Genomic DNA, 26,490 nt, shown 5'->3' on the forward strand with positions numbered 1-26,490 from the left:
TTTTATATGCTTACTGCGGAGTTAATTCCACAAAAAAGTCCCGATTTGCATCGGGACTTTTTACGATTTATGTGTTCGAGTTTTCTTAAGCTACTTTAACATTTACCGCGTTTAGGCCTTTTCTACCTTCTTCTACATCGTAGTTTACGGTATCATTCTCGCGAATGTTATCGATTAAGCCTGAAGCATGAACAAAAATTTCGGCATCGCCATTAGATGGAGTGATAAATCCGAAACCTTTAGTTTCATTAAAAAATTTTACTGTTCCTTGTTGCATTATATTGTATTTTAATTTGTTTCAAAGATAAAGTTAAATACCTATAAATCAATTTTTTATTTTTAATTATATTAATTATTGCTAAATATATTGACTATTTGCCTTTTAAGCCCTGTTTGGCAGCTCGATTTACTCAATAAATACCTGATGTATTACCTGATTTTATAATTAAATAGCAGTAAAAATTAGTATTCGCTTCTGCTTTTCTGCCTAAAAACAGCAATAACCGACCATAAACGACTCCTATTTCATTCCAATAAATACTTACTCAATTATTCTTGATTTTACCTTTGAGAAGATAACATAGTTTATTAGCTATAAGCCATACTTTCCTGTTGTTCATAATTAACCAAAAGGCTTTCGGTAATTTTAACCATCAGTGTTCGATCGCTCCCGTTGTAGCTTAAAATCAATAAATCGCCTACAATTTCGTGTAAAATAAGTTTCGGGCTGGTATATGTAATAGAAACCACATGAGCGCCTTTATTTAAAAGATCTGAAGCATAAATATGCAACTCGGCCCAATCAAAAAGTACAGGCTGATCTTCCAGGTCATTTAAAACAGGCATTTTATGATCCAGGGCGGCAATGCTGTTCATTACCGAATATTGAAGTTTTTGATGTAATGTATTTGCCTTTTCATTGGTAAACTGCATTTGCGAAAAGGTATGGAGTTGTTGATTTAGGCTGTATATTTTAGATTTTTTTTGAAATTCTTTGTAGGTATCATGAAATATCCGTCGTTCAAAGTCGGTTTTACACATGAAATTGAAATATTGTTTTACACTTAGGTTAATATGAGCTAAAGCCATAATATTCGTTTTTGGATGCTTATTCAAATATGTAACAATAAAATAATTTAGTAGTTATCGATAAAGGCTGATAATCAATCGCGATAACAAAACTAATTCTTGATTATGAAAAACGCATGAATATTGGTTTGAGTACGGAGCATTAGGTGATTTGCCGGTTATTTAAGATATTTTAACATATTAAATAGCCGTTTGATTGTGTAGGTAATACTCAATTATATTTTCTGGTTTGCGTTGGTTTCCTAACGGGTGCATTAATTCGCTCAAAATGGACGAAGCGGATGTGGAATGGTTCTTCTGATGCAACAAGCTATCCAATACACAAATTCGTAGCGATCGTTGTAAGATTGCTTCGCTGGCTGAAAAAGCCATCTCGCAATAACGAAACGTGAAAAATTTTTACTCCTTTTACCTCTATTCCTGGCTTAATTGCAATTAAAACAAAAAAGCTTCCCGGGTTAACCCCGGAAAGCTTTCTTAAACTATTATTTACTTAATTATTGTGCTGGAAAACTGTAGTTGTATGAACCCTGTTCGCCAACACCAGAAATACTTACCATATTGTTTCTACCCAATGGCAATGCTTTTTGAACATCAGCAACAGAGTTTACAGGTTGTCCGTTTACTTTTGTAATGATCAATCCTTTCTCTACACCAATGTTATCAAAAGCTTTTCCGGTGGTTACTGATGTTACTACAACACCACTGTTGATGCCATATTTAGATTTTTGTGCCTGAGATGCTGGAGCAAAAGTTGCACCTAATTTTGAAACTTCGGCACCTTTGCTTGTTGCGTTTTTGGCAGTTAAACCTACACTGGCTTCACCTTTCAAAGTAACAGTGTAATCTTTAAGGGAACCATCGCGAAGCACTGTTAATTTAACTTTATCACCAGGATTTAAACGGCCAACTCTTTCCTGAAGATCTGGTGAATCGTTAATTACAACACCATCTACTTTTTTAATTACATCGCCAGATTTAATTCCTGCTGCAGCAGCACCGCCACCAGCAACAACATCATTCACATATAAACCGCTAATTTCGTTGGTTTTAATACCCTCTGGTTTTTCCTCACCACTTAAAGGCACAAAATTTACACCAATATATCCACGTTTAACTGAGCCATATTTCATAAAATCATCCACAATTTTACGTGCCAGATTAACTGGAATTGCGAATCCGTAACCTTGGTTATATCCACTTTGCGAAGCAATTGCAGAGTTGATACCAACCAATTCACCATTGGCATTTACCAATGCACCACCGCTGTTGCCTGGGTTAATGGCTGCATCAGTTTGAATAAATGATTCGATACTGGTATTTGCCGGACGGTCTGGTCTTTTACCCGTACGTTGATACTCGCGGTATTCTTCTTCTGTAATTTCATTGCCTTGTTGCTCACGACCGATAATACCGATACTACGGTTTTTGGCACTTACAATACCAGCAGTTACAGTTGTATTTAAATCCAATGGGAAACCAACGGCTAAAACCCACTCTCCCACCTGCACATTATCTGAATTACCCATTTTTACCACTGGTAAACCTGTTGCGTTAACTTTAATCAGGGCTAAATCTGTATTTGGATCGCGACCGATTACTTTGGCCTCAACTTTACGCCTGTCGGTTAAAACAACTTCAACTTTTTCAGCATTTTCTACTACGTGGTTGTTGGTAACGATATAACCATCCTGACTGATAATTACACCCGATCCTGATGCTGCCCTTGGCTGACGCTGCATTTGGCGGCCACCGCCTCCACCGAAAAAGTCTTCCATCATATCAAATGGAGAAGACGAACCCTGGCCTTTAGATGCCGCATAAGTTGTTTTAATGTGTACCACACCCGGTGCAACTGCTGCCGCAGCCTGTGTAAAATCGGTAGCTCCTGCTGATGTTACTTTAAGTGGATTATTTGCAAAATATAAATTCTGTTTTTCAGAAATTGTACTGCCTGTTTGGTTACGCTCAAATAGTTTGTAACCTCCAATTGCAGCTGCCCCACCTATAAAAGCAGCCAACATGGTAATTCCTAATATTTTTTTCATGTGTTTGTATATTGTTTTTAAATGTTATGAAGCTATTAAAAGTATAAATTGGTTAGCTTTTAATGGTTCATTTGTTTATTTATTGTTTAAAGCCATGATTTATTATAAGCTGGTTTGCTAGCTAATTGTTTGTTTAGCTTACAATATTTCATATTGTTAAATGTTATTATTGCGGGAGCGCTTTCAATTTGATTTAAGCAGAATGCTCCGGCAGTTTTTATCTGCTCAAATTTTCTTTTATAAGTTTATTCAAATTTAATACCATATAAACGATATTTGCATCCTCAAAGCACTTAGTTTTGTGTTAAAAAATGTTAAATTAAAAAACACAATCCGCTTATTACCTTTTGCAACTCAAATATTGCATAAATAAATGAAGATTAAATGAAAATTAATTTCTTTAAATACCAGGGCGCAGGCAACGATTTTATTTTAATAGACCATACCGCGAGTCCATTAAAAAATATTGATAATCAATTAGTTGAGCAGCTTTGCCATAGGCGTTTTGGTGTTGGTGCTGATGGATTAATGTTCATTACCAAACATGAGGATTACGATTTTGAGATGCATTATTTTAATGCCGATGGTAAACTGGGAAGTATGTGTGGAAACGGTGGCAGATGTATCGTAGCCTTTGCCAAACAACTCGGTATTATCGACCGTGAAACAAACTTTTTGGCAGTAGATGGTCCACATTATGCCAGAATTTCAGAAAATGGCGAGTGGGTTGATTTACAAATGATTGATGTAGATACCATTACCAAAGATGATGATGCCTATGTATTGAATACAGGTTCGCCGCATTATGTTGCGTTACAAAGTGATTTAAAAGACTTTGATGTTTTTCATGAGGGGAAAAGTATCCGTTACAATGCAACATATTCAGAGAAAGGAATTAACGTAAACTTTGTAGAAGATAAGGGCGATCATTTATTTGTGCGCACCTATGAACGTGGCGTTGAAGATGAAACCTATGCTTGTGGCACAGGCGTAACCGCTGTGGCTATGGCCATGGCAAAACACAAAAATCAAACCGGTCATATTACAACAGCCGTTAAGGTTTTAGGCGGCGATATTAAAATCGAATTTGATTACGATGGTAAAACATTTACGAATGTATTTTTATGCGGCCCGGCCAAATTGGTTTTTGAGGGCGAAGTGGAATAGGATTCCTTTTTAAAATTATTTGTTATTACAAGTGCCGAGGTTTTTTAAATTGATAGATCAGAACAATCTTACTTTCTATTTAGATAAAAATTGCTCACATAAAAAAAGCTTATTGCGTTCCTTTCCAAAACCAGCGGATTTTAAAATTAAATGCTACCAGTATCTAAAAATCTAGTGTAAAACAGACAACCGCTACACCCTCTGTTGGCTAAAATACACAACATTTACTGTAATAAAAACTGTATATTTCAATTGATTTTAACAGCTTTTAACATCTGTCGCAAGATATTTACACACGCTTTTTCCCAGTAAACAGTGCTTTAATAGCCTACTGAACAGCTTTTTAAAGCTTCATAGCACTGTTTTTAATCAAAAAATAAATCAATCGATTGATTAAATGACAGAATTCGGACAGATTTATTTTTTTTTAGGCTCTATTTTTGGGCAATTATTAGCGAAAATCAAAGTCCCATTTTTTTTGATATCGCCCTTAATCCCGGAAATTTAAATTTAAACACACAGAAATACCCCATGAGAAAAGTAACAACTCTCTTTTTTAGCGTGAGCATTGGTATGCTTTTAGCGTCCTGCGGAAATGATGATGCAGCTAAAAAAGCAGCCGCTGCAGCCGCAGCCGGTCCACAGGCCTACCCCGTTTTTACAGTAAGCACACAAAATACAACTTTGGATTCTGATTATCCGGCTACGATAGAAGGTATCCAGAATATCGATATCCGCCCAAAGGTTGATGGCTTTATCGAAAAGATTTTTGTAGATGAAGGTGCGGTTGTTAAAAAAGGCCAGTTACTTTTCACTATTAACGCACCACAATATGAGCAACAGGTTAGAACAGCAAGAGCGGCCATTAGTAGCGCAGAGGCTGATGTAAATGCGGCTCAGTTAACGGTAAATAAAACCAGGCCACTTGTAGAAAAAGATATCATCAGTAAATATGATCTTGATGCTGCTCAGTTAACGCTTCAAAGCAGAAAAGCAGCATTGGCACAGGCAAAAGCCGAATTGGTAAATGCACAGGTTAACTTAGGTTATACCTCAATTACAAGCCCGGTTGATGGTGTAGTGGGCAGTATTCCTTTCAGAAACGGAAGTTTGGTAAGCAGCACCAGTACACAGCCCTTAACTACGGTTTCTAATACATCTAAAGTATATGCATATTTCTCATTAAACGAGAAACAGCTATTGGATTTTGCCAATATCTACAAAGGAAACACCCTGGCCCAGCAAATGAAAAACATTCCTGCGGTTAGCCTGGTGCTGGCTGATGGAACTGTTTATGCACAGAATGGTAAAATAGAATCCATTAATGGTCAAATTAATACCAGTACAGGTTCTGCAAGTTTAAGGGCAACATTCCCCAACCCGACTTCATTATTAAAAAATGGAGCTAGCGCATCTGTTAGAATCCCTCAACATGTTGAAAATGCCATTTTAGTTCCTCAAAAATCAACTATCGATTTGCAGGGTAAAAAATTCGTGTATGTATTAGGCGATTCTGCTAAAACGGTAAGTACCGAAATTCAGATTATGGATTTGGCCAAAGGCAAATTTTATGTGGTAACAAAGGGCTTAAAGGCTGGCGACAAAGTTGTACTTGAGGGTTTCCAATCATTAAAGGATGGAACAAAAATCAAACCTGAAGAAAAAAGTGCTGATTCAGTTTATGCTGATATCAAAAAGTAACAATATAATGAGTGACAATCACACGATATCAGTGTAATCAATATTAATTATGTTTAAGAAATTTATAGAAAGACCGGTTTTATCAACGGTTATATCCATTATCATCGTAATACTCGGTGTTTTAGGTTTAGCTACGTTGCCGGTTTCACAATACCCAGAAATTGCCCCGCCTACGGTTCAGGTTTCTACCTCCTACCAGGGTGCTAACGCCGATGTGGTAATGAGTAGCGTTGTTGTTCCGCTGGAAGAGCAAATAAACGGTGTAGAAGACATGACTTACATGACTTCGAGTGCAAGTAATGATGGTACTGCAACCATTACCGTTAACTTTAAACTGGGTACCAATCCTGATTTAGCGGCGGTAAACGTACAAAACAGGGTAGCGCGTGCAACCAGTTTACTCCCTGCAGAGGTTACAAAATCGGGTGTAATTACAGCTAAAAGACAAGCGAGTAACGTACTTATTTTTGGTATTTACAGCGATGATCCTTCTTACGATCAGAAATTTTTACAGAATTATGCCAACATCAACATCATTCCACAAATTAAACGTATTAATGGTGTAGGAGATGCAAGTGCTTTCGGGCAAATGGATTATACCATGCGTGTTTGGCTTAAGCCTGATGTGATGGCGGTTTACGGTTTAATACCTAGTGATGTTAATGCTGCTTTGGCAGAACAAAACGTTGAGGCTGCTCCTGGCCAGTTTGGAGAGCAGGGCGATCAGGCATTTCAATACACTTTAAAATATACAGGCCGTTTAAAAGATGAGGCAGAGTTTAGCAACATCATTATCAAGGCGGATGCAAACGGACAGATACTGCGTTTAAAAGATGTAGCCAGAATCGAATTGGGTGCTCAAAGTTATGCCAGTACGGTTAAATTTAACGGTAAACAGGCTTTAGGTATCGCGATTAACCAAACGGCAGGATCGAATGCGAAAGAGGTTATCGAAAATTCAATCAAAACTTTGGATGAAGCGCAAAAATCTTTCCCTAAAGGCGTTCATTATACCACATTGGTAAACGTTAACGATTTCCTTGATGCTTCAATCGAAAAAGTAATTCACACCTTAATTGAGGCATTTATCCTCGTGTTTTTGGTGGTATTTATCTTCTTACAGGATTTCCGTTCTACATTAATTCCGGCAATCAGTGTTCCGGTAGCTATTATCGGTACATTCTTCTTCCTTAGTTTATTTGGGTTTACCATCAACTTGTTAACGCTATTTGCACTGGTGCTCGCCATTGGTATTGTGGTGGATGATGCGATTGTGGTGGTTGAGGCAGTGCACGCCAAACTGGATGAGGGTTATACCGACGCCAGAAAGGCTACCATAGATGCAATGGACGATATTAGTGGTGCAATTATTTCGATTACCCTGGTTATGGCCGCGGTGTTTATTCCCGTGAGTTTCATCTCTGGTTCATCAGGTGTATTTTACAAACAGTTTGGTTTAACGCTGGCCATTTCGATCATTTTGTCAGCAATTAACGCATTAACTTTAAGTCCGGCGTTGTGTGCAATCTTTTTAAAACCACACAAAGAAGATCATGAAAAATCGAAAAACTTTTTAAACCGTTTTTACGATGCCTTTAATACATCTTTTGATGCCGTAACCGGGAAGTACAAAAAATCGGTTGGCTTTCTTTCCAGAACAAAATGGATTGTTGGTGCAGGCATTGCGTTTTTTACAGTGCTCCTGATCTGGACAATGAATACCACACCTAAAGGTTTTGTACCCAATGAAGATTTAGGAACTGTGTTTTCTGACATTTCATTACCGGCAGGAACATCACTGGAAGAAACAGATCTGGTAATTAAACGAATCGACAGTATTGCGCATACGGTGCCTGAGATTAAAAACTCTTTAAGGGTAGTTGGCCGGAGTTTAATCAGCGGTTCAGGAAGTTCTTACGGTATGGTTATAGGTAGGTTAATTCCATGGGATGAGCGTAAACGTGATGTAAAAGCAATTATTGGAGAGCTTTTTGCGAAAGCCGCAAGTATAAAAGGTGCTAAAATTATTTTCTTTGCGCCGCCAACCATTCAAGGTTTTGGTACCAGTGGTGGTTTTGAATTTCAGTTACAGGATAAAACAGGTGGCGATATTAAAAAATTTAATGATGTTGGCAATTCATTCCTGGCAGCGTTAAGTAAACGTCCGGAAATTCAGTACGCATCAACTTCATTTAACCCTAATTTTCCTCAATATCAGATTGATGTTAATGTGGCAAAAGTTAAACAGGCTGGCTTAACGGTTAGCGATGTACTGGCTACACTTCAAGGTTATTATGGTGGTGTTTATGCATCTAACTTTAATAAATTTGGAAAGCAGTTTAGGGTAATTTACCAGGCAGATGCTCAATACCGTGCCAACCAACAAAGTTTAACCAGTATTTACGTTCGTAACTCGAGCGGTGGCATGGCACCAATTTCTGAATTTATTAATTTAGAAAAAGTGTATGGTCCGCAAGCCATTTCGCGTTTCAACTTGTTCACCTCAATCGCAGTAACAGGTAACCCGAATGCAGGATATAGTTCTGGTGATGCTTTAAAAGCAGTACAGGAAGAAGCCGCAATCCATTTACCAACAGGTTATGGTTACGAATTCTCAGGTTTATCCCGTGAGGAGATGGCCGGAGGAAGTCAAACCGTTTTCATCTTTTTACTCTGCGTAATTTTCGTTTACTTTTTACTTGCAGCACAGTATGAAAGTTATATTTTACCGCTAGCTGTTCTATTCTCTTTACCAATCGGTTTGGCGGGTGTATTCGTTTTCGATAAAATATTTGGTGTAGATAATAACATTTACACGCAGATTACTTTGATCATGCTTGTGGGTTTACTTGCAAAAAATGCCATTTTAATTGTAGAATATGCGGTAGATAGAAGAAGAAAAGGCATGAGCATTGTAAATTCGGCAATTGATGGTGCTACTGCACGTTTACGCCCAATTTTAATGACATCCTTTGCCTTTATTTTAGGTTTATTACCCTTAATGTTATCATCAGGAGTAGGTGCATCAGGAAATAAATCAATCGGAACGGGTGCCGTTGGCGGGATGTTGATCGGTACTTTGTTTGGGGTATTCGTAATCCCTGCTTTGTTTATCATATTCCAATCTTTACAAGAACGTGTAAGCAATAAATCGCCTTTTAATGAAGGAATTGATCATGAGCAAACACCAGAAGAATACGAATTGGCAACTGCTAACAGCAAACATTAATATTAAGAAAATGAATTTTAGATATAAACATTCCATTTTAATCGGTTTAGCAATTCTTAGTCTGAGTGCCTGCGTAACTAAAAAATACGAACGCCCACAGGTTACCAGCGAAGGCTTATACCGGGATAACAATACCACAGATACAACAACCATGGCCGATTTGCAATGGAAAACGCTGTTTTCTGATACCACATTGCAATCGCTCATTCAACAGGGAATAAATGAAAATTTAGACTTAAAGCAGGCAATTGAGCGCATTAAGATTGCAGAAGCAACTTTAATTCAAAGTCGTGGGGCATTATTGCCAAGTTTACAGGCCGATGTAAACGTAACCGATAATAAAGCGTCGGCTGCGGCACAGAATTTTCCGGCAGGGATAAACATTAATTTAGAAACACAAACCTATAAAGCACAGCTAAGTACCAGTTGGGAAGCTGATATATGGGGTAAACTGAGCAGCGCAAAACGTGGTGCATATGCTACTTTATTACAAAGTGATGCTGCCAAAAGAGCCGTTCAAACTCAATTAATTGCAACTATTGCCAACAACTATTATGCATTACTGGCACTAGATAAGCAACTGGCCATTACTGAGCAAACCATTAAGGTTAGAACTCAGGATGTAGAAACCATGAGGGCATTAAAGCAAGGTGCTGTGGTTAATGGAGCCGCTGTTGTACAAAGTGAAGCCAATTTATATGCTGCCCAGGTAACATTGCCTGATTTAAAAAGAAGTATTAAAGAAGCAGAAAATGCCTTGAGTGTACTGGTTGCAAAAGCACCAAACGCAATTAACCGCACTACTTTGGATCAGCAAACGCCTTATGCCAATTTACAAACCGGAGTTTCTGCGCAATTGTTAAAAAACCGCCCGGATGTAATTGCAGCTGAATTTGGATTTAGATCGGCTTTTGAAAATACCAATGTGGCCAAAGCTTATTTTTATCCTGCATTAACCATTACCGCAGCAGGTGGTTTATCGAGTTTGCAATTGCAGGATTTCTTCAGCAAATCGATCTTCTACAATTTGGTTGGTGGTTTAACGCAGCCTATTTTTGCTAAAGGGGCAAATAAAGCCCGTTTAAAAACAGCGGAAGCAAACCAACAGATTGCGTTTTACAATTTCCAACAAACGCTTTTAACTGGCGGACAGGAAGTTTCAAATGCTTTGTACGCTTACCAAACCGCAGCAGAAAAAGAAGAAACACGCGCAAAACAAATTGCTTCGCTTACCAAAGCTGTTGATTTTACCAAAGAATTATTGCGTTATAGCTCAGCAACAAACTATACTGATGTTTTAACTTCAGAACAGAGTTTGTTAACCGCTCAATTGAGTGGCATTAACGATAGATTACAAAAACTACAGTCGGTTGTAAACCTTTACCGTGCATTAGGCGGTGGCTGGAAATAAACAATAATTAACAAGCATTTTTAGGGCATTCTGATATTTCAGAATGCCTTTTTTGTTGAGTAAATTGTTGGCCTAAGCCTGATGCCACGGAAGACATGTGGTTTGTCATCCACAGCCACGCAAAGGACGGAATTGGCGCAAGGCAAATTCAAAGATCTCTCCACTTCGCGTTGCTTCGGTCGAGATGACGATTCTATACGTCCACTCTAATTTTCAAAAATAAACATGCGGGGTGATTTAATTTATAAAAACATAGCGATCGCTTTAAGATTCCCGCATGCGCGAGAATGACGACCGTGTTTAAAATACCTACTAAAAGATTGTTTCGGCTCGCTCTGCCTCCAGCCATGCAAAGGGCGGAATTGGCGCAAGGCAAATTCAAAANGAATGACGACCGTGTTTAAAATACCTACTAAAAGATTGTTTCGGCTCGCTCTGCCTCCAGCCATGCAAAGGGCGGAATTGGCGCAAGGCAAATTCAAAAATCTCTCCACTTCGCGTTGCTTCGGTCGAGATGACGATTCTATGCGTCCACTCTAATTTTCAAAGACAAACATGCAGGGTGATTTAATTTATAAAAACATAGCGATCGCTTTAAGATTCCCGCATGCGCGGGAATGACGACAGTGTTCAAAATACCTGCTAAAAGATTGCTTCGGCTCTCTCGCCCCCAGCCTTGCAAACGACGGATTTAACGCATTCCCTGCATCATGCTATTTGCACCTCGCTATTTCCTCCATGCTAGACGGCATAGGAAATGATGGAAGGATAAAACGTTAAAGCTTTATCAATACCTTTCCTTCCATCGTTGCATTGAGGCAGCACACACTTTCCGCCCCCTTCGGCGGAACTTGTGCTGACGACCAAAAAGCTTTAACGAATTTATCCGACATCAGTTCCAAGCCTTGATTTTTGGTTACCTTTTTATCAAGAAAAAGGTAAGAGCCCCCTCGGTGGCGGTGAACCGAGGCAAGCCCGAGCAGAGCGAAAACATAGCAAACGCATTACGATTCCCACATGCGCGGGAATGACGACCGTGTTTAAAATACCTACTAAAAGATTGTTTCGGCTCGCTCTGCCTCCAGCCATGCAAAGGGCGGAATTGGCGCAAGGCAAATTCAAANGAATGACGACCGTGTTTAAAATACCTACTAAAAGATTGTTTCGGCTCGCTCTGCCTCCAGCCATGCAAAGGGCGGAATTGGCGCAAGGCAAATTCAAAGATCTCTCCACTTCGCGTTGCTTCGGTCGAGATGACGACTCTATGCGTCTACTCTAATTTTCAAAGACAAACATGCGGGGTGATTTAATTTATAAAAAAATAGCGATCGGTTTAAGATTCCCGCATGCGCGGGAATGACGACCGTGTTTAAAATACCTACTAAAAGATTGCTTCGGCTCGCTCGTACCCAGCCTTGCAAATGACGGATTTAACGCATTCCCTACATCATGCTATTTGCACCTCGCTATCTGAACCTTGCTTCCGGGCATAGGAAATGATGGAAGGAGAAAACGTTAAAGCTTTATCGTTACCTTTTCCCTTCATCATTGTATTGAGGCAGCACACACTTTCCGCCCCCTTCGGCGGAACTTGTGCTGAGGACCAAAAAGCTTTAACGAATTTATCCGACATCAGTTCCAAGCCTTGATTTTTGGTTACCTTTTTATCAAGAAAAAGGTAAGAGCCCCATCGGTGGCGGCGAACCGAGGCAAGCACGAGCGGAGCGAAAACATTACGATTCCCGCATGCGCGAGAATGACGACCGTAGTAGGAATTTACAACAAAAAGATTGTTTCGGCTCGCTCTGCCCCCAGCCTTGCAAAGGACGGAATTGGCGCAAGGCAAATTCAAAGATCTCTCCACTTCGCGTTGCTTCGGTCGAGATGACGATTCTATGCGTCCACTCTAATTTTCAAAGACAAACATGCGAGGTGATTTAATTTATAAAAGCATAGCGATCGCTTTAAGATTCCCGCATGCGCGGGAATGACGACCGTGTTTAAAATACCTACTAAGGTGCTGAAGTAAATCCGATAGCTATCGGATCAGCATGACGATCGCGTTAAACATAGGGGCAAAAATAACCATCATAAGTGCATTTTACTTTGAAACTCTCCTGCCATGGGCAGCGACCAATCAAAGTTACTTTGAAACCTTCCTGCCGCGGGCAGGGACAAATCAAAGTAAAATCGCCAAAATCAGCATTGATTCTATAATTACAACCAAGATTCTAAGCCCGTTACGCTTGTACTTTCTCATTGTGCACACCCCTTTAAAAGCTGGCTCAATTATTTTCGAAAAAATAATGTACGTTTGTTTTCTAAAACGTTAGCCACTAAACAGTTTATTTGTATTTTGGCTGAACCAAACAAATTTATGCGTCTCTCAAAACTTCTAGCCCTACTAGTTGGCTTATTTTTATTTAGCAATAGCTACGCTCAAACTTATGTGGTAACCAGTAATGCGGATAGCGGCCCTGGAACCTTAAGAGATGCCTTAACGCAAGCAGCGGTAGCAAACCGGGCTTCTACCTATACCATTAACTTTAATTTACCTGGTAGCCCAAGTGATAATGCAAACCGAACCATTAGGCTCCGTACTGCATTGCCCATCGTATCATCCAATGTAGTAATTGATGGTACCTCTCAAACCGCCTGGCCCGCACTCGGCGTTTCGGGAGCTAAGGTAATTTTAGAACCGGAATATGCAAACACAACATTTTCTGGTTTAGTAATTGGGCAGGCATCCGATACTCAGGTTCAAACCACCGGTGTTGAAATTTATGGTTTATACATCCGAAATTTTGCAACCATTACCAATTTACAGAATGTAAATACCGCCCAAGGATCAGGAATAGTAATTGATTACCGGGCAAATAATATTATCATCGGTGCTCCGGGAAAGGGAAATGTAATCGGTGGCAATATTAATGGTATCGTTATCCGGAACAACTTTCCCTATTCCAATATAGCAGCAACCAGAATTAAGATCCAGTCGAATTTAATTGGAGTAATATATGATGGGATAACCCCTAACACCAACGTTTTCGGTATCTCGGCCAATTTGTACGATAGCGCGCTTGATGTTGGTGGCGACAGTGCCGGAGAAGGAAATGTAATTGCCGCAAACCGGATTAATCTCGACATTACCCGGTCATCATATTCTACCAATGCAAGGTTTGATGTTAACGTAATCAACAATAAAATCGGGGTTGATTATACTGGTAAAAAGGATTTCCATGAATTACCTATTTTTCTTTCTTCATCTTCATTAGAAATTGCCGGGTTAAAGGTTAATTCAATTAATACAGCACTTTACGTACGGAACAATATTATTGGTGGCAACAGAACAACAGGTGTTTCCATTACCAATTCAGATTTTGTTTTAACAGGCAATGCAATAGGTACTGATGCTGCCGGAACTGTGGTAATGGGCAACGGTATTGGGGTTAAAATAGAATCTGGTGCAGGTGGAACCATTGGCGGTGCTACCCCAGCTGAAGTAAACCTAATAGCCAACAACAATTTCGGTGTCGAAACGGTATCATCAAAGCCGGTAAAAATTACCCGAAACAGTTTCTTTTGTAACAAAACATTCGGGATTGGAAAAACATTGTCCATTCTTCAACCCTATATCCAGGTACTGAAAAAAAGAAGTGATTATGTTTCGGGCAGGGCCACCCCAAATTCAGAAGTAGAGTTATTTTATACCGTAAACTGTCAGGGCATTTGCGAGGGTAAAACTTATATTGCAACGGTACAGGCAGGCAGCGATGGCCGATGGGAATACAATGGCAGCCTAAGTGGGATGGTTACCGCTACGGCAAGTTTATTAAATGCCACCACCTCTCCGTTTTCTACAGCAGAATTATTACCTAATGAAGCTATAGTGGAGCCGGTTACCTGTAATGCCAACGGATCAATCACCATCCCTGAAGTGCGCGAAGGATTTACATTTACCTGGGTAAAGATAGAAACCGACGGTAGCCGTGTACCTAAAGGCAATACACAAAGCATTTCCAATTTGGAGGTAGGTACTTATGAAGTAACTGTTGATGATGGATGTAAAGCATTTCCAACAGTGTTCATAATTAAAGACCAAAAATTAACAAAACCTACTATTATACCTGTCAATCCAATCTGCGGACAAACATCTTTTACATTTACAGCCGAGGTTTTGAGGGGTAAAGGTGTTATAAAATACGAGTGGATAAATACCGCAACAAGTGCTGTTGTAAGCAGAACAAACCCGGTAAATTTACCCGAAGGCACTTATTACGTAAAAGTATCAGATGAAGCTGCCTGTACACTAAATTCAGATCCGATTACAGTTGCCAGAAAACCACAACCAAAAATTGGCAGTCCATCCAGAACAGTTTCTGCCGCTTGCGGAAAGGAAAACGGTTCTATTACAGGTATTACCATTACCGATGCAACAGGTACATTAGGTTATAAATGGTTTAAGCGCGATCCAATTACCGGAGTTTTAGGTACAGATGTTGTATCAACAACCTTAGACCTTGAAAATGTTGGAGGTGGCAGCTATACACTATCTGTTTCCGATCAGGGCCAGTGTTCGCCTGTTACTGCAACTTTTTTTATCGGCACCTATAGCGATGTGGCCATAAATGGTGGAGCAGTTACACCAGCAAGGTGCGGGGCCAACAATGGAATTATCGACGGGGTATCAATCACAAACGCCGATACGTACGAATGGTTAAGCCCAACTTTACAAAGCATAAAAAAAGGTTCCTATTCTCCAGGCATGTCTATTAAACTGATCGATCTTGCTCCGGGCACCTATACACTTAGAGCAAGCAATTCATTATATACCTGTACTTTAGACAGAACTTACCGGGTAGATGCGCTAACCCCAACAATTTACACCTTTACACCAACGGTAAACAATACCACCTGCGAGTTGATTAATGGCAGCATCAACCTTAATTTTAGCTCTACACTTCCAACATCGTTTAAATGGGTAGATGAGTCTGGCTCTACAGTGGCAGGCGCAACAAGAACAGGAAATATTATCGAGCTTAAAAATTTACCCGGAGGAAATTATAGGATGTTCGCTTATGATGTTAATAATTGCGAAACTATTTTAGGCCCATATCCGATCAATGTTACGCCAAAATTAAACATCGTATCCAATACGGCAACTGTAATAAAAGATGGTTGTACCTTACAAAGAGGTTCTGTAAAAGGCATTCAGGTAATCGGCGGGATTCCTGCTTATGATTTTAAATGGATAAATGAAGCAGGAGAAGCAGTTCAGTATACGCAGGATCTGATTAATGTTGGTGCAGGCACATATCATTTAGAAGTTCGCGATAAAACAACATGCGGCTATGCAGTTAGTGAATCTTACACTGTGGTTGACGAACCTTTCAAAATTCTCACACCAATCATCAACGATCTCCGCGTTTGTTATGTATCTGATATCGTGCTGCCAGTAGTTGCTCCTGAAGAAGGCACCTACCAGTTATTCGAAAAAATCGACGATAGTAAGCCGTTTTTAGAAAGCAGTACCGGAATATTTAAGTTTAGGGTAGCCAAAACAGCCGATTATTTTGTAAGGAGAAAATTAGGATCCTGTACGAGCGAATTTGCAAAAGTACATGTAGAAGTAACGCACGACAACCTTGAAATAACCAATACCATGACACCAAATGGCGACGGTATGAATGATGTTTGGCAAGTAAGGGGTTTACCAGATTTTAAAGGTACAAACATTAAAATTTATACCCGTGGCGGTCAGTTGGTATTCGAATCAATCGGTAATTATACCAAACCATTTGATGGCCGTTTTAGAGGTAAAGATTTACCTGCCGGGGTTTACTACTATGTGATTGATTTAAGGGCCGAATGTAAACCACTGGGTGGCAGCATAACACTATTGCGCTAAAACTGCCTGCTCGGACAAGCCACCTGGTAACGGTTATTTAATAAAATACCGAGTACAATTTCGTGCGTGCCGTTATTTACCGAGCGTAAGCCTGATGTATTTACATCATAAGAGTAACTCAGGTTTACCAATGATGCAACATTAAATCCCGCCAGCAGCGAAAAAGAATCGTTGTTACGGAAACTCGTGCCAACCCAAAACTTATCTTTATAGGCAAACTTTAAATTGGCATCAAATGTAGCAGGCGAGTTTGCCCAATAGGTAATCAATGCCGATGGGATCATCGCTATATCTTCATCCAGAAATATCTTATAACCTGCTGTTCCATAAAAGGTAGCAGCCTGGTAGGCATCTGTTTTAACCTTATCGTTTACGATGGCACTTTTGCTACCAATTAATTGCTTTGCAGATACACCAGCAAAAAACCTTGGGCTGTATAACCAAACACCGGCACCAATATCCGGTCTTATTTTATTGTTATAATCAGCAGAAAACAATGGATCTCCAGATTCGTCGGCAATAATACCACGAACATCAACACTGATTGATTTAAAGCCACCCGATAAGCCCAATGATAAATTTACTTCGTTGGTAAGGCCAAGATGATAGGCATACGTTACATTTACGTTCGTTTGTCGCACCAAACCGGCCTTATCCGTCATGGCTACCAATCCAATTCCATGATGGGGCTCTGCTGCTGTATAATTATTTACATAACTTCTGCTCATCGGGTTTTCGCCATTTCCGGCAAATGAATTTACATTGCTTCGAACAAAATCTTCACCAATGGCCGTACTTAAAGAAAGGTATTGAGTGCTTGGAGCACCTTCTAAACCGCTCCACTGCTTACGTAAACCCAATTTAAGGTCAGTATAATTATCTATCCCAGCCAAGGCAGGATTTAGGAGGATATTATTAAAAATATATTGTGTACTCCGTGGGATTTCCTGTCCGTAGCCAGAAAAATACAGACAAGCGAACAGAGAGAGCGTGTAAAAAAATTTCATTTAAACTATTGTGATGCGTTAATTGATTGATGCTAAAAACTGATCAATACAAGGGCTAAGATAATAAGTTGTAGCCAATTATAAAGTATTTAATATTTATGTGTGCAATTCCTTTTCACAGGTAACCAAAACAAGCTGGCAACATCAAATTGATGTGTAAATTGAGCAACGCAAATCATTAAGGTTGTTTAAAGCATTTTCTGATTGGGTATTTTTAAAATTAGACAAAAAAAATGCTGCTTTTTTATCTCAAAAACAGCTGTTTCTTTTGATGTGACTTCAAAATATTGTAAGTTTAAAGTTTTTTAAGCGCTTAGCTTGCAAAAATTTTAAACCAATCAATGTTACGTGTCGATAGTTCTAAAGCCTGTAAAGTGGTGTACTCTTTGTGCAAGCATGAGTATTTGGGCTACTTAATTGAACCACACGTAGTTCAGCTTAACCCACAAGGAGATTTTTCTTTTACTTACCAGAGAATTTTTACCCATACAGCAGAAGAATTTAATGCCTGTTTAAGTGAAATTGATTATAAGCTGATTAAAATTTTAGACGATATTGAGCAGGATTCGCTGATTAAAAAATATTATAAAAAGCTGATCAGACCGACAGAGTTCTTTACCAAAATTTTCGACGATAAGTTTTATGAGAGCGTCCGCCCAAAAATTGAAAAAAAACTTGCCGAGGCTTTAGAAATATTAAAGGTTAAAAATGAGCTTTATGTAATGGATAAAGATGGCTGGCCGGTAGAACGCAAAATTGAACTTGCGGCCGAACCTGCTTCGATTCTTTTTCATTTCAGGAGAAACGAAACCGAAACAAGGTACTTTCCCACCATTAAATATCAAAACCTGCGCATCGAATTTATGTTTAAAGAAGCGCAGATCATCAGCAACAAACCCGCATGGTTGCTACTAAATGATGTTTTGTACTTTTTTGATCAGGATATTGAAGGCAAAAAACTGCAGCCGTTTTTAAATAAACGTTTCATTGCCATACCAAAAGCCACCGAAGCCACTTATTTCGAAAAATTTGTTGCCCCGTTAATTGAGAAACACCATGTTTACGCAGAGGGATTCGAAATTAGAACAGAACAATTTGAGGCCGTTCCTGTAATTAATGTTTTATATGTTGATGGTGGTCTTTCTCAAATCCAACTGTACTTTAAATATGGCGAATATACTTTCCCTGTAGAAAATGCACACAAAGTAACCGTACGTTTAGAAAAAACAGCCGATAACTATATTTTCCACCGGGTAAAACGCTCAGCAGAATGGGAGAAAAAACAATTTAACTTACTGCTGTCACTTGGTTTAAAAAAAACAAGTGCACTTTTCAGTAACCTTGAGGTGGCTGCCCCGGATGAAAATCCCAGTTATGGAGCCATTAACTGGGTAAACGAGCATATCGAAATTTTACAGGCATCAGGCTTTGAAATTGAACAGGCAACCGGACAGAAAAAATTTGTACTCGGGGCAAGTAAAATCGACCTTGAAGTTAAAGAAGGTAACGATTGGTTTGACATTAATGCCGTAGTTTGGTTTGGGAAATACCAAATTCCTTTTCTATCGTTAAAACAACACATCCTTCATAAAAAACGCGAATTTTTATTGCCTGATGGCGAAGTAGCCATTATTCCTGATAAATGGTTTACCCAATATGGCAGCTTGTTCAGTTTGGCAGAAGCAGGAAAAACATTAAAATTAAAGAAACACCATATTGGCCTGATCAACGATCTGGCCGAAGACAGTTTGGCAAATGTTACGCTCGAACGCAAGCTTCAACGCTTATCTGATTTTGAAGATATTGCCGATACACAGATGCCTGTTCACTTTAAAGGCAGTTTACGCGATTACCAAAAGGCCGGCTATAACTGGTTCAGCTTTTTACGCGAATATAATTTTGGCGGCTGTTTAGCTGATGATATGGGTTTGGGTAAAACCATCCAAACACTGGCCATGCTTCAAAAAGTTAAAGAAGACGACCAGTTATTGGGTATTCAAACCACATCATTAATCGTAATGCCAACTTCTTTAATATATAACTGGCTAACAGAAGCGAAAAAATTTACCCCAAAACTTAAAATACTGGCGCATACAGGCACAAATCGAAATAAGGATGTGGCCAATTTTGCCAATTATGATATCATTATTACCACCTACGGTGTAACCAGGGTTGATGTAGATGAACTAAAAAACTTTTATTTCAACTACATTATTCTCGATGAAAGTCAGAACATTAAAAACCCTGCATCGAAATCATTTAAAGCGGTTAGAAGTTTAAAATCGAGGCATAAACTAATTTTAAGTGGTACACCTGTAGAAAATTCGGTAAGCGATTTATGGTCGCAGTTAACATTTTTAAATCCTGGTTTGTTGGGTACGCAAGCATTCTTTTACGAAGAATATGTACAGGCGATAGAGAAGAAAAAAGACGAAGAAAAAGCGCGTAAACTACAATCGATCATTAAACCTTTTGTGCTCCGCAGAACGAAAGAACAAGTGGCCGCAGAGTTGCCTCCTAAAACCGAGCAGGTTATTTATTGCGACATGAGTGAAGATCAGGCAGCATATTACGAAAAAACCAAATCAGCCTACCGGAATGATCTGCTGCAAAGCATGGATGATGGAACTTTTGCACAAAAACAAGTTCAGCTTTTACAGGGATTAACCGCCTTACGCCAATTGGCCAATCACCCGGTAATGATCGATGGAGAATATATATCAGATTCAGGAAAGTTTGAAAACGTGATTCATACGTTAGATAATGTGCTTAAAGGCGGACATAAGGTGCTGGTATTTTCGCAGTTTGTAAAACATCTTGATATTTTTAAAAAGCATTTTGAATCAGAAAATATTCCTTTTGCCTATTTAGATGGCTCAACCCGTAACCGTGGAGAAATTGTTTCCGAATTTCAGCAAAATACCGAATTAAAGGTTTTCCTGATCTCCATAAAAGCAGGTGGTGTAGGTTTAAACTTAACGCAGGCTGATTATGTTTTCATTCTCGATCCATGGTGGAACCCTGCGGTAGAACAGCAGGCCATTGACAGAACGCACCGTATCGGTCAGGATAAAAAGGTTTTTATCTATAAATTTATTGCTAAAGATACTGTTGAAGAGAAAATTCTTGCGCTGCAAAACCGCAAAAAATCGTTGGCAAGTTCTTTAATCACCACAGAAGAGAGTTTCTTTAAATCGCTGAGTAAGGATGATATTAGGGATATATTAAATTAATTTTTTTGCCACGGTCCATTTGGAGTTGAGTTGAAAAGCTATTTTAAACCACACATAGCAAACTTCAAACTGTAATATTAGAAATCAAATCCAAAAGTGGTATCAAAGCATATACCCCCCCCTTCCGTGGCAACATTATTTTAAATTTCTTTTCAAAACTCATTCCTTATTTACTTGTTATACAGTAGAACATAAATACTAACATTATGACAAATCAAGATTTTAATACAGCAGTAAATAACGTTAAAGAAGCCTGGAAGTATCCAGAGTTGTTTCAAAACGTATCAAAATCCGAGCGTTGGCTATCTGGCGCAGCTGGTACATACCTTCTTTTTAAAGGAATCACTGGCATATTTTCACACCCGGTTATTGGTTTAACAGGTGCCGCAATTGGAGCAGGCTTACTATATCGTGGTATAACGGGTTATTGCCCTATGCGCGATTTGGCAGAGCAAAGACAAGAAGAAATAGCCCCTGATGAGGTGATTGTAAGTGAAACCTACGTTGTTGACGATTTGGGGTAAAATTTTAAATACGAAATTTCCATTTCTTAATAAACTGGTTAACTTTAAAAAGTTAAACCACAATTATGAACAAGTATACACTATTATTTATTCCTGTTTTATTTGCAGGGCAAGTTATGGCACAAGATAAAAAACCAGATCCTGCCAAAGACCCAAAAACAACCGAGGTTTGGGAACCTGTACCTAAAATAGTTACCCCAGGTAAGTTGCCTCAGGATGCACCATCTGATGCTACAATACTTTTTAATGGCAGAAATCTTGACGCATGGCATTCGGTTAAAGATCCATCTAAACCAGCAGCCTGGACAATTGACGACGGGTTTTTCACCGTAAAAAAAGGTACAGGAAATATCGAAACCAATAAAAAGTTTACCGATTATCAATTGCACATGGAATGGAAAATTCCTGAAAATATATCTGGAGAAGGTCAGGCACGTGGAAACAGCGGTGTTTTCTTAGCTTCAACCGGCGGTGGTGATGATGGTTATGAAATCCAGATTATGGATGCTTACAACAACAAAACCTATGTTAACGGCCAAACCGGAAGTGTTTATAAACAAGCTATCCCACTGGCAAATGCAAACAAAAAACCAGGCGAATGGCAATATTATGATATCATCTGGAATGCTCCACGTTTTAATGAAGACGGAACAGTACTAAAACCAGCAAGCGTTACCCTATTTTTAAACGGTGTACTTTTACAAAACGGTTATGTATTAAAAGGCGAAACCAGGTATATCGGTGCTCCTGAATACAAGAAACATGGCCCGGCTTCGATTAAATTACAAGATCACGGCGACCCTAGTCCGGCAATTAGTTTTAGGAACATTTGGGTAAGAGAACTTTAATTTCAACAAAACAACAATAAGGAACCTGCAAGCCAAAAACTTGCAGGTTTTGTTTTATAAGATAATTTGACTGATAATTGTACCATCAAATTAGCGGCAAATTATGAACAAAGGCAGGTTAGAAGCATTTAGTGATGGGGTAATTGCAATTATCATCACCATTATGGTTTTAGAAATTAAGGTTCCTGAACATGGCGATACCTTGGCTAGTTTAAAGCCCCTTATTCCGAAGTTTATCAGTTATATTCTCAGTTTTATTTATGTAGGTATTTATTGGAACAACCACCACCATTTAATGCATGCAGTAAAAAAGACCAACGGATCAATGCTTTGGGCCAATCTTAATTTCTTGTTTTGGTTATCACTATTTCCCGTTGCTGCTGGCTGGATGGGCGAACATCATTTTGCGCTTTGGCCTGTTATTGTTTATGGTGCAGTGCTTTTTCTTGCAGCTGTTTCTTACACCCTACTGGTTATTGTTATCAAAAAAACAGAAGGGCAGCATTCACTTGTTGTACATGCCATCGGTAACGACGCTAAAGGTAAATATTCATTGATTTTTTATATTGCCGGCATAGCCTTCAGCTTTATCAATCCGTGGATTGGTGTCGCACTTTATTTTACAGTGGCCTGCATCTGGTTTATTCCCGATAAAAGAATAGAAAACGCAATGCGTGAGCAAGGCTTAATTGATGTAGGGAACAAAGATTAGCATTAAGGTATCAGATTAAAAACAGGCGGTTTGATAAACATTTATCCGCAATACAAAATCATTTTAAACCCTTATGCATCAAGACGTTTGAAGCACTCCATATACAATTCCCTGCTGATCATCTCTGCGCCTAAACTCATTAAATGATCGTTTGGCATTTGGCAGTCGATTAAATCGATATTCATTTTACTCAAAAAAACCAGTGCAGCTTTAGAAGCATTGCTTACATGGCTAAACATGCTTTCGCCACAAAAAACGCGGTTTACTTTAATTCCGTATAAGCCGCCTACCAATTTGTCATCAAGCCAAACCTCTACACTGTGTGCATACCCTTGCTGATGGAGGCTGATGTAGGCATCCTGCATTTCATTGGTTATCCAGGTGCCATCCTGCCCTTTCCTTTCAGTATTTGCGCAGTTTAGAATTACATCTGCAAAAGCCTTATTAAAGGTGATATTAAAAATTTCATCTTTTAAAACTTTCCGCATACTCTTGCTGATTTTTATCTTATCAGGATATATAACGCAACGCTCGTGCGGCGAATACCACAGAATCGGTTCTCCCTCACTAAACCATGGAAATATACCGTTTGAATACGCAACTAAAAGCCTTTCTGTACTTAAATCACCACCAATAGCCAATAAACCATCCTCCTCTGCCAAAGCCGGATCAGGGAAGCCTGGGTTATCGTCTAACAATTGAAAAAACATGGACAAAAATAAAGAAAGAAAACAAAGATTAAACCCTTGCGTTTTAAATAAGTCATACTGTAAAACAAGCCATTATGAGCGCAAAAGATAATTTCTTCAAAGTAAAACATCTTTACAACCGGGCGGGCTTTGGTATTTCTTACACCGATCTGGAAAAGCTAAGCAGAAAGAATCTTGAGAAAGTGGTAGATAACCTCCTCAAAGATTCGGAAAAAAAAGACCCCATCAATTTGGTTAATGATTTTGAATCTAAGCGGCAACTCTTGGTGCAGGCAGGTTTATATGCCAAAAAAGACCTCAACGATGAAGAGAAAAAAATGCGACAGCAGATTATTCGCGAGCAAAATGAAGTAAGCCGCGATTTAAACATTGCTTTCGTAAATAAAATGATTAATACCGATGCGCCATTGAGGGAGAAGATGACTCTTTTTTGGCACGGACATTTTGCCTGCCGCAGCAATAATCCCTTTTTTGCACAACAGTTAAACAATATACAACGCGAAAATGCACTTGGCAGTTTTAAAAGCTTGCTTGTTGAGGTTTCGAAGTCGCCGGCAATGCTGCAATACCTTAATAACCAGCAAAACAAAAAAGGGAAGCCAAATGAAAATTTCGCCCGGGAGCTTATGGAGCTTTTCACCCTAGGCAGGGGAAATTATACCGAGCAGGACATTAAAGAATCTGCCCGTTCTTTTACCGGCTGGATGTATGATAAAGACGGATCGTTTGTTTTCAGGCAAAACCAACACGATACAGGAACAAAAACTTTTTTTGGTAAAATCGGGAATTTTGAAGGGGAAAATATTATTGATATTATCCTCGAAAAGCCTGAAACTTCACAATTTATCGCCCGGAAAGTATATAAATTCTTTGTAAACGATAATCCAAACGAAGCGCACGTAAAAGAACTTGCCACACATTTTTACAACTCAAAATACGACATTGCCTCATTAATGAGGAAAATGTTTACATCAGATTGGTTTTATAGTGATGAGAACGTGGGCACCAAAATTAAATCGCCGGCAGAATTTCTGGTAGGTTTAAGCAGAGAATTCTATGTTACCTATAACAAACCTCAGGTTTTAATACAATTGCAAAGCAGTTTGGGCCAATACCTGTTTAACCCGCCAAATGTAGCGGGCTGGCCAGGCGGACAAAACTGGATTGACAGCTCTTCGTTAATGTTGAGAATGCGCATTCCTTCACTGGTTTTAAATGATGGGGAAATCGACTTTAGTGGTAAAGCCGACCCTGAAGATGAAGCTGTAATTGCCTTAAGCCGAACAGCAACAACCAATGCAAACGCCAATACGAAACCAAAATCATATGTAAATGCCAATGCAAACTGGACCAAATTTTTAGATACTTTACCTAAGGGATTAACGCCATTAGAATTGACCCAATTTTTATTGCAACCGAAATTAAACACTAAAATAACAACCATGGTAAGTGATAATAAAGGGTTGAGAAGTACAGCAGTAGAAATTACAAGTATGCCCGAATATCAATTGTGCTAGGTGCTTATTTAGGTTAATGGTTTGATGACTCATAGTTGATAGCCAAGTGACAAAATACCGAAGATTAAACCGGGGTTGATAGTTTAATGGCTTATGGCTAATAACAGGTTAGCCAACTAAAACGTTGAAAATGAGCCACTAAATACAGGCAATTAGTTAAAACACTAACAAGATGAACAGAAGAAATTTTTTAAGAAATACAGGGTTTGTTGCAGCAGGCTCATTATTCGTTCCCGCTTTTATGAAACCGCTTGAGGCCATGGCGTTGGATGAGTTGAGTTTATACAAAAACCTGGTTGTGGTACAGCTTTCGGGCGGAAATGATGGTTTAAACACCGTAATCCCATTCGGAAATGATATTTATTACCAAAAACGAAAAAGCATAGCCATTAAGCCTGAAGAGGTAATTAAACTTAACGATATGCAAGGCTTAAACCCAAATATGGCTGCCCTGCAAGAGATACATGACCAAGGTTGGATGACGATTATTAATGATGTAGGTTACCCAAATCCTGACCGTTCGCACTTCCGCTCAATGGATATCTGGCAAACCGGTAGTGATAGCAACCAGTTTTTATCTACCGGATGGATTGGCCGCTATTTAGACAGCAACTGCCAAACCTGTAAATTCCCTTATACTGCAATTGAAGTAGATGATTCACTTTCTTTAGCGATGAAAGGGCAAACCAAAAAAGGCATCGCTTTAAAAGATCCCGCAGCCTTATTCCGCAATACCAACGACCCCTTTTTTAAATCGATGCTGCAAAACGATAAAGAGCATTTAGATGAAGATAACCTGGGTTATTTGTATAAAACCATGATCGAAACTTCATCTTCTGCAAATTATATACAGAATACATCGAAAATTTATCAATCGAAATCAACCTACCCAACTTCGGGTTTTGCGAACCAGTTAAAAACGGTTTCCAAGTTTATATCTTCGGGATTAAAAACCAGGGTATATTATGTTTCGTTAAGCGGTTTCGATACGCATGTAAATCAGATCGGGCAACAAGGCAATTTGCTTAAACAGTATAGCGAAGGCATGGCTGCTTTTTTGAAAGACTTAAAATCGAACAACAAACTCGACGATACATTGGTAATCACTTTCTCTGAATTTGGCCGGAGAGTTGAACAAAACGCCAGCAACGGCACCGACCATGGAACTGCAAATAATATGTTTGTTTTCGGCGGAAAATTAAAAAAACAAGGCATTTTTAACGCTGCGCCTAATCTGGGCGATTTAGATACGGGCGATTTAAAATATCAGTTGGATTTTAGACAGGTATATGGTACCATTCTAGATAAATGGCTGGATGTAAATAATGCGGATATTTTAAACAAGAAATTTAATACACTTGATTTTATATAACCTTAGCAAAAGAA

At 39.0% G+C, this 26,490-nt stretch carries 17 protein-coding genes; 11 read left to right on the forward strand and 6 right to left on the reverse strand.

The genetic code is table 11. The features are described 5' to 3' along the window. Window positions 1–85 precede the first annotated feature (85 nt). The 3 genes from ASE74_RS11925 to ASE74_RS11935 all read right to left on the reverse strand — a co-directional run bounded on the left by ASE74_RS11925 (window position 86) and on the right by ASE74_RS11935 (window position 3,137). The gene (locus ASE74_RS11925) at window positions 86–277 is read right to left on the reverse strand and encodes a cold-shock protein (protein ID WP_010599638.1); all 192 of its coding nucleotides are present in this window, start codon (window positions 275–277) and stop codon (window positions 86–88) included. 311 nt (window positions 278–588) lie between these two features. Next, window positions 589–1,089, reverse strand: coding sequence for a hypothetical protein (locus ASE74_RS11930; protein ID WP_055909035.1), 501 nt, complete (start codon window positions 1,087–1,089; stop codon window positions 589–591). A gap of 497 nt (window positions 1,090–1,586) precedes the next feature. After that, window positions 1,587–3,137 carry a trypsin-like peptidase domain-containing protein gene (locus ASE74_RS11935; protein ID WP_055909038.1) on the reverse strand — a complete coding sequence of 517 codons (1,551 nt, stop codon included), beginning with the start codon at window positions 3,135–3,137 and terminating at the stop codon, window positions 1,587–1,589. Window positions 3,138–3,521: 384 nt separating this feature from the next. On the opposite strand from ASE74_RS11935, the gene dapF reads away from it, so the two are divergent. From dapF to ASE74_RS11955, 4 genes are all read left to right on the forward strand, one after another. Further along, complete coding sequence (gene dapF, locus ASE74_RS11940; protein WP_055909041.1) at window positions 3,522–4,304, forward strand: diaminopimelate epimerase; 783 nt, start codon at window positions 3,522–3,524, stop codon at window positions 4,302–4,304. A gap of 531 nt (window positions 4,305–4,835) precedes the next feature. Beyond that, entirely contained in the window at window positions 4,836–6,005 is a 1,170-nt protein-coding gene (locus tag ASE74_RS11945) for an efflux RND transporter periplasmic adaptor subunit (protein ID WP_055909044.1), read from the forward strand. Window positions 6,006–6,054: 49 nt separating this feature from the next. Then, window positions 6,055–9,234, forward strand: coding sequence for an efflux RND transporter permease subunit (locus ASE74_RS11950; RefSeq protein WP_055909048.1), 3,180 nt, complete (start codon window positions 6,055–6,057; stop codon window positions 9,232–9,234). Between the two features lie 10 nt (window positions 9,235–9,244). Then, a complete protein-coding gene (locus tag ASE74_RS11955; RefSeq protein ID WP_055909518.1) occupies window positions 9,245–10,645 on the forward strand; it encodes an efflux transporter outer membrane subunit in 1,401 nt (466 codons plus the stop codon). A 916-nt stretch (window positions 10,646–11,561) separates the two neighbouring features. Here the strand turns inward: ASE74_RS11955 and ASE74_RS25125 are convergent. Then, window positions 11,562–11,768, reverse strand: a 207-nt coding sequence (locus ASE74_RS25125; protein ID WP_235526071.1) for a hypothetical protein, incomplete at its 5' end; no start/stop codon positions are given. Between the two features lie 1,254 nt (window positions 11,769–13,022). Between ASE74_RS25125 and ASE74_RS11975 the strand changes: the two genes are divergently transcribed. After that, complete coding sequence (locus ASE74_RS11975) at window positions 13,023–16,553, forward strand: gliding motility-associated C-terminal domain-containing protein (protein WP_055909520.1); 3,531 nt, start codon at window positions 13,023–13,025, stop codon at window positions 16,551–16,553. On the opposite strand, the gene ASE74_RS11980 is transcribed toward ASE74_RS11975, so the two are convergent. After that, complete coding sequence (locus tag ASE74_RS11980) at window positions 16,550–17,560, reverse strand: type IX secretion system membrane protein PorP/SprF (protein WP_055909059.1); 1,011 nt, start codon at window positions 17,558–17,560, stop codon at window positions 16,550–16,552. The two genes, ASE74_RS11975 and ASE74_RS11980, sit on opposite strands and share 4 nt — an antisense overlap. A gap of 341 nt (window positions 17,561–17,901) precedes the next feature. On the opposite strand from ASE74_RS11980, the gene ASE74_RS11985 reads away from it, so the two are divergent. The 4 genes from ASE74_RS11985 to ASE74_RS12000 all read left to right on the forward strand — a co-directional run bounded on the left by ASE74_RS11985 (window position 17,902) and on the right by ASE74_RS12000 (window position 22,877). Then, window positions 17,902–20,793, forward strand: coding sequence for a DEAD/DEAH box helicase (locus tag ASE74_RS11985; protein WP_055909061.1), 2,892 nt, complete (start codon window positions 17,902–17,904; stop codon window positions 20,791–20,793). Between the two features lie 206 nt (window positions 20,794–20,999). Then, complete coding sequence (locus ASE74_RS11990; RefSeq protein WP_055909064.1) at window positions 21,000–21,317, forward strand: DUF2892 domain-containing protein; 318 nt, start codon at window positions 21,000–21,002, stop codon at window positions 21,315–21,317. A gap of 65 nt (window positions 21,318–21,382) precedes the next feature. After that, the gene (locus ASE74_RS11995; protein WP_055909066.1) at window positions 21,383–22,165 is read left to right on the forward strand and encodes a DUF1080 domain-containing protein; all 783 of its coding nucleotides are present in this window, start codon (window positions 21,383–21,385) and stop codon (window positions 22,163–22,165) included. Window positions 22,166–22,268: 103 nt separating this feature from the next. Further along, entirely contained in the window at window positions 22,269–22,877 is a 609-nt protein-coding gene (locus ASE74_RS12000) for a TMEM175 family protein (RefSeq protein WP_055909068.1), read from the forward strand. Window positions 22,878–22,948: 71 nt separating this feature from the next. On the opposite strand, the gene aat is transcribed toward ASE74_RS12000, so the two are convergent. After that, on the reverse strand, window positions 22,949–23,587 hold the full coding sequence (gene aat, locus ASE74_RS12005) for a leucyl/phenylalanyl-tRNA--protein transferase (RefSeq protein ID WP_055909069.1): 639 nt from the start codon (window positions 23,585–23,587) through the stop codon (window positions 22,949–22,951). Between the two features lie 74 nt (window positions 23,588–23,661). Here aat and ASE74_RS12010 point away from each other — a divergent pair, with 74 nt between their 5' ends. Beyond that, window positions 23,662–25,104 (forward strand): DUF1800 family protein, encoded by a 1,443-nt coding sequence (locus ASE74_RS12010; protein WP_055909071.1) that lies wholly within the window; start codon window positions 23,662–23,664, stop codon window positions 25,102–25,104. Between the two features lie 172 nt (window positions 25,105–25,276). Then, complete coding sequence (locus ASE74_RS12015; RefSeq protein ID WP_055909078.1) at window positions 25,277–26,476, forward strand: DUF1501 domain-containing protein; 1,200 nt, start codon at window positions 25,277–25,279, stop codon at window positions 26,474–26,476. Window positions 26,477–26,490 lie beyond the last annotated feature (14 nt).

Source organism: Pedobacter sp. Leaf216 (genome assembly GCF_001421515.1).
GTDB lineage: Bacteria > Bacteroidota > Bacteroidia > Sphingobacteriales > Sphingobacteriaceae > Pedobacter.

Coding starts and splice junctions, on each gene's coding strand:
- ASE74_RS11925 (WP_010599638.1), bottom strand. CDS start 277: ATGCAACAAGGAACAGTAAAATTTTTTAATGAAACTAAAGGTTTCGGA.
- ASE74_RS11930 (WP_055909035.1), bottom strand. CDS start 1,089: ATGGCTTTAGCTCATATTAACCTAAGTGTAAAACAATATTTCAATTTC.
- ASE74_RS11935 (WP_055909038.1), bottom strand. CDS start 3,137: ATGAAAAAAATATTAGGAATTACCATGTTGGCTGCTTTTATAGGTGGG.
- dapF (WP_055909041.1), top strand. CDS start 3,522: ATGAAAATTAATTTCTTTAAATACCAGGGCGCAGGCAACGATTTTATT.
- ASE74_RS11945 (WP_055909044.1), top strand. CDS start 4,836: ATGAGAAAAGTAACAACTCTCTTTTTTAGCGTGAGCATTGGTATGCTT.
- ASE74_RS11950 (WP_055909048.1), top strand. CDS start 6,055: ATGTTTAAGAAATTTATAGAAAGACCGGTTTTATCAACGGTTATATCC.
- ASE74_RS11955 (WP_055909518.1), top strand. CDS start 9,245: ATGAATTTTAGATATAAACATTCCATTTTAATCGGTTTAGCAATTCTT.
- ASE74_RS11975 (WP_055909520.1), top strand. CDS start 13,023: ATGCGTCTCTCAAAACTTCTAGCCCTACTAGTTGGCTTATTTTTATTT.
- ASE74_RS11980 (WP_055909059.1), bottom strand. CDS start 17,560: ATGAAATTTTTTTACACGCTCTCTCTGTTCGCTTGTCTGTATTTTTCT.
- ASE74_RS11985 (WP_055909061.1), top strand. CDS start 17,902: ATGTTACGTGTCGATAGTTCTAAAGCCTGTAAAGTGGTGTACTCTTTG.
- ASE74_RS11990 (WP_055909064.1), top strand. CDS start 21,000: ATGACAAATCAAGATTTTAATACAGCAGTAAATAACGTTAAAGAAGCC.
- ASE74_RS11995 (WP_055909066.1), top strand. CDS start 21,383: ATGAACAAGTATACACTATTATTTATTCCTGTTTTATTTGCAGGGCAA.
- ASE74_RS12000 (WP_055909068.1), top strand. CDS start 22,269: ATGAACAAAGGCAGGTTAGAAGCATTTAGTGATGGGGTAATTGCAATT.
- aat (WP_055909069.1), bottom strand. CDS start 23,587: ATGTTTTTTCAATTGTTAGACGATAACCCAGGCTTCCCTGATCCGGCT.
- ASE74_RS12010 (WP_055909071.1), top strand. CDS start 23,662: ATGAGCGCAAAAGATAATTTCTTCAAAGTAAAACATCTTTACAACCGG.
- ASE74_RS12015 (WP_055909078.1), top strand. CDS start 25,277: ATGAACAGAAGAAATTTTTTAAGAAATACAGGGTTTGTTGCAGCAGGC.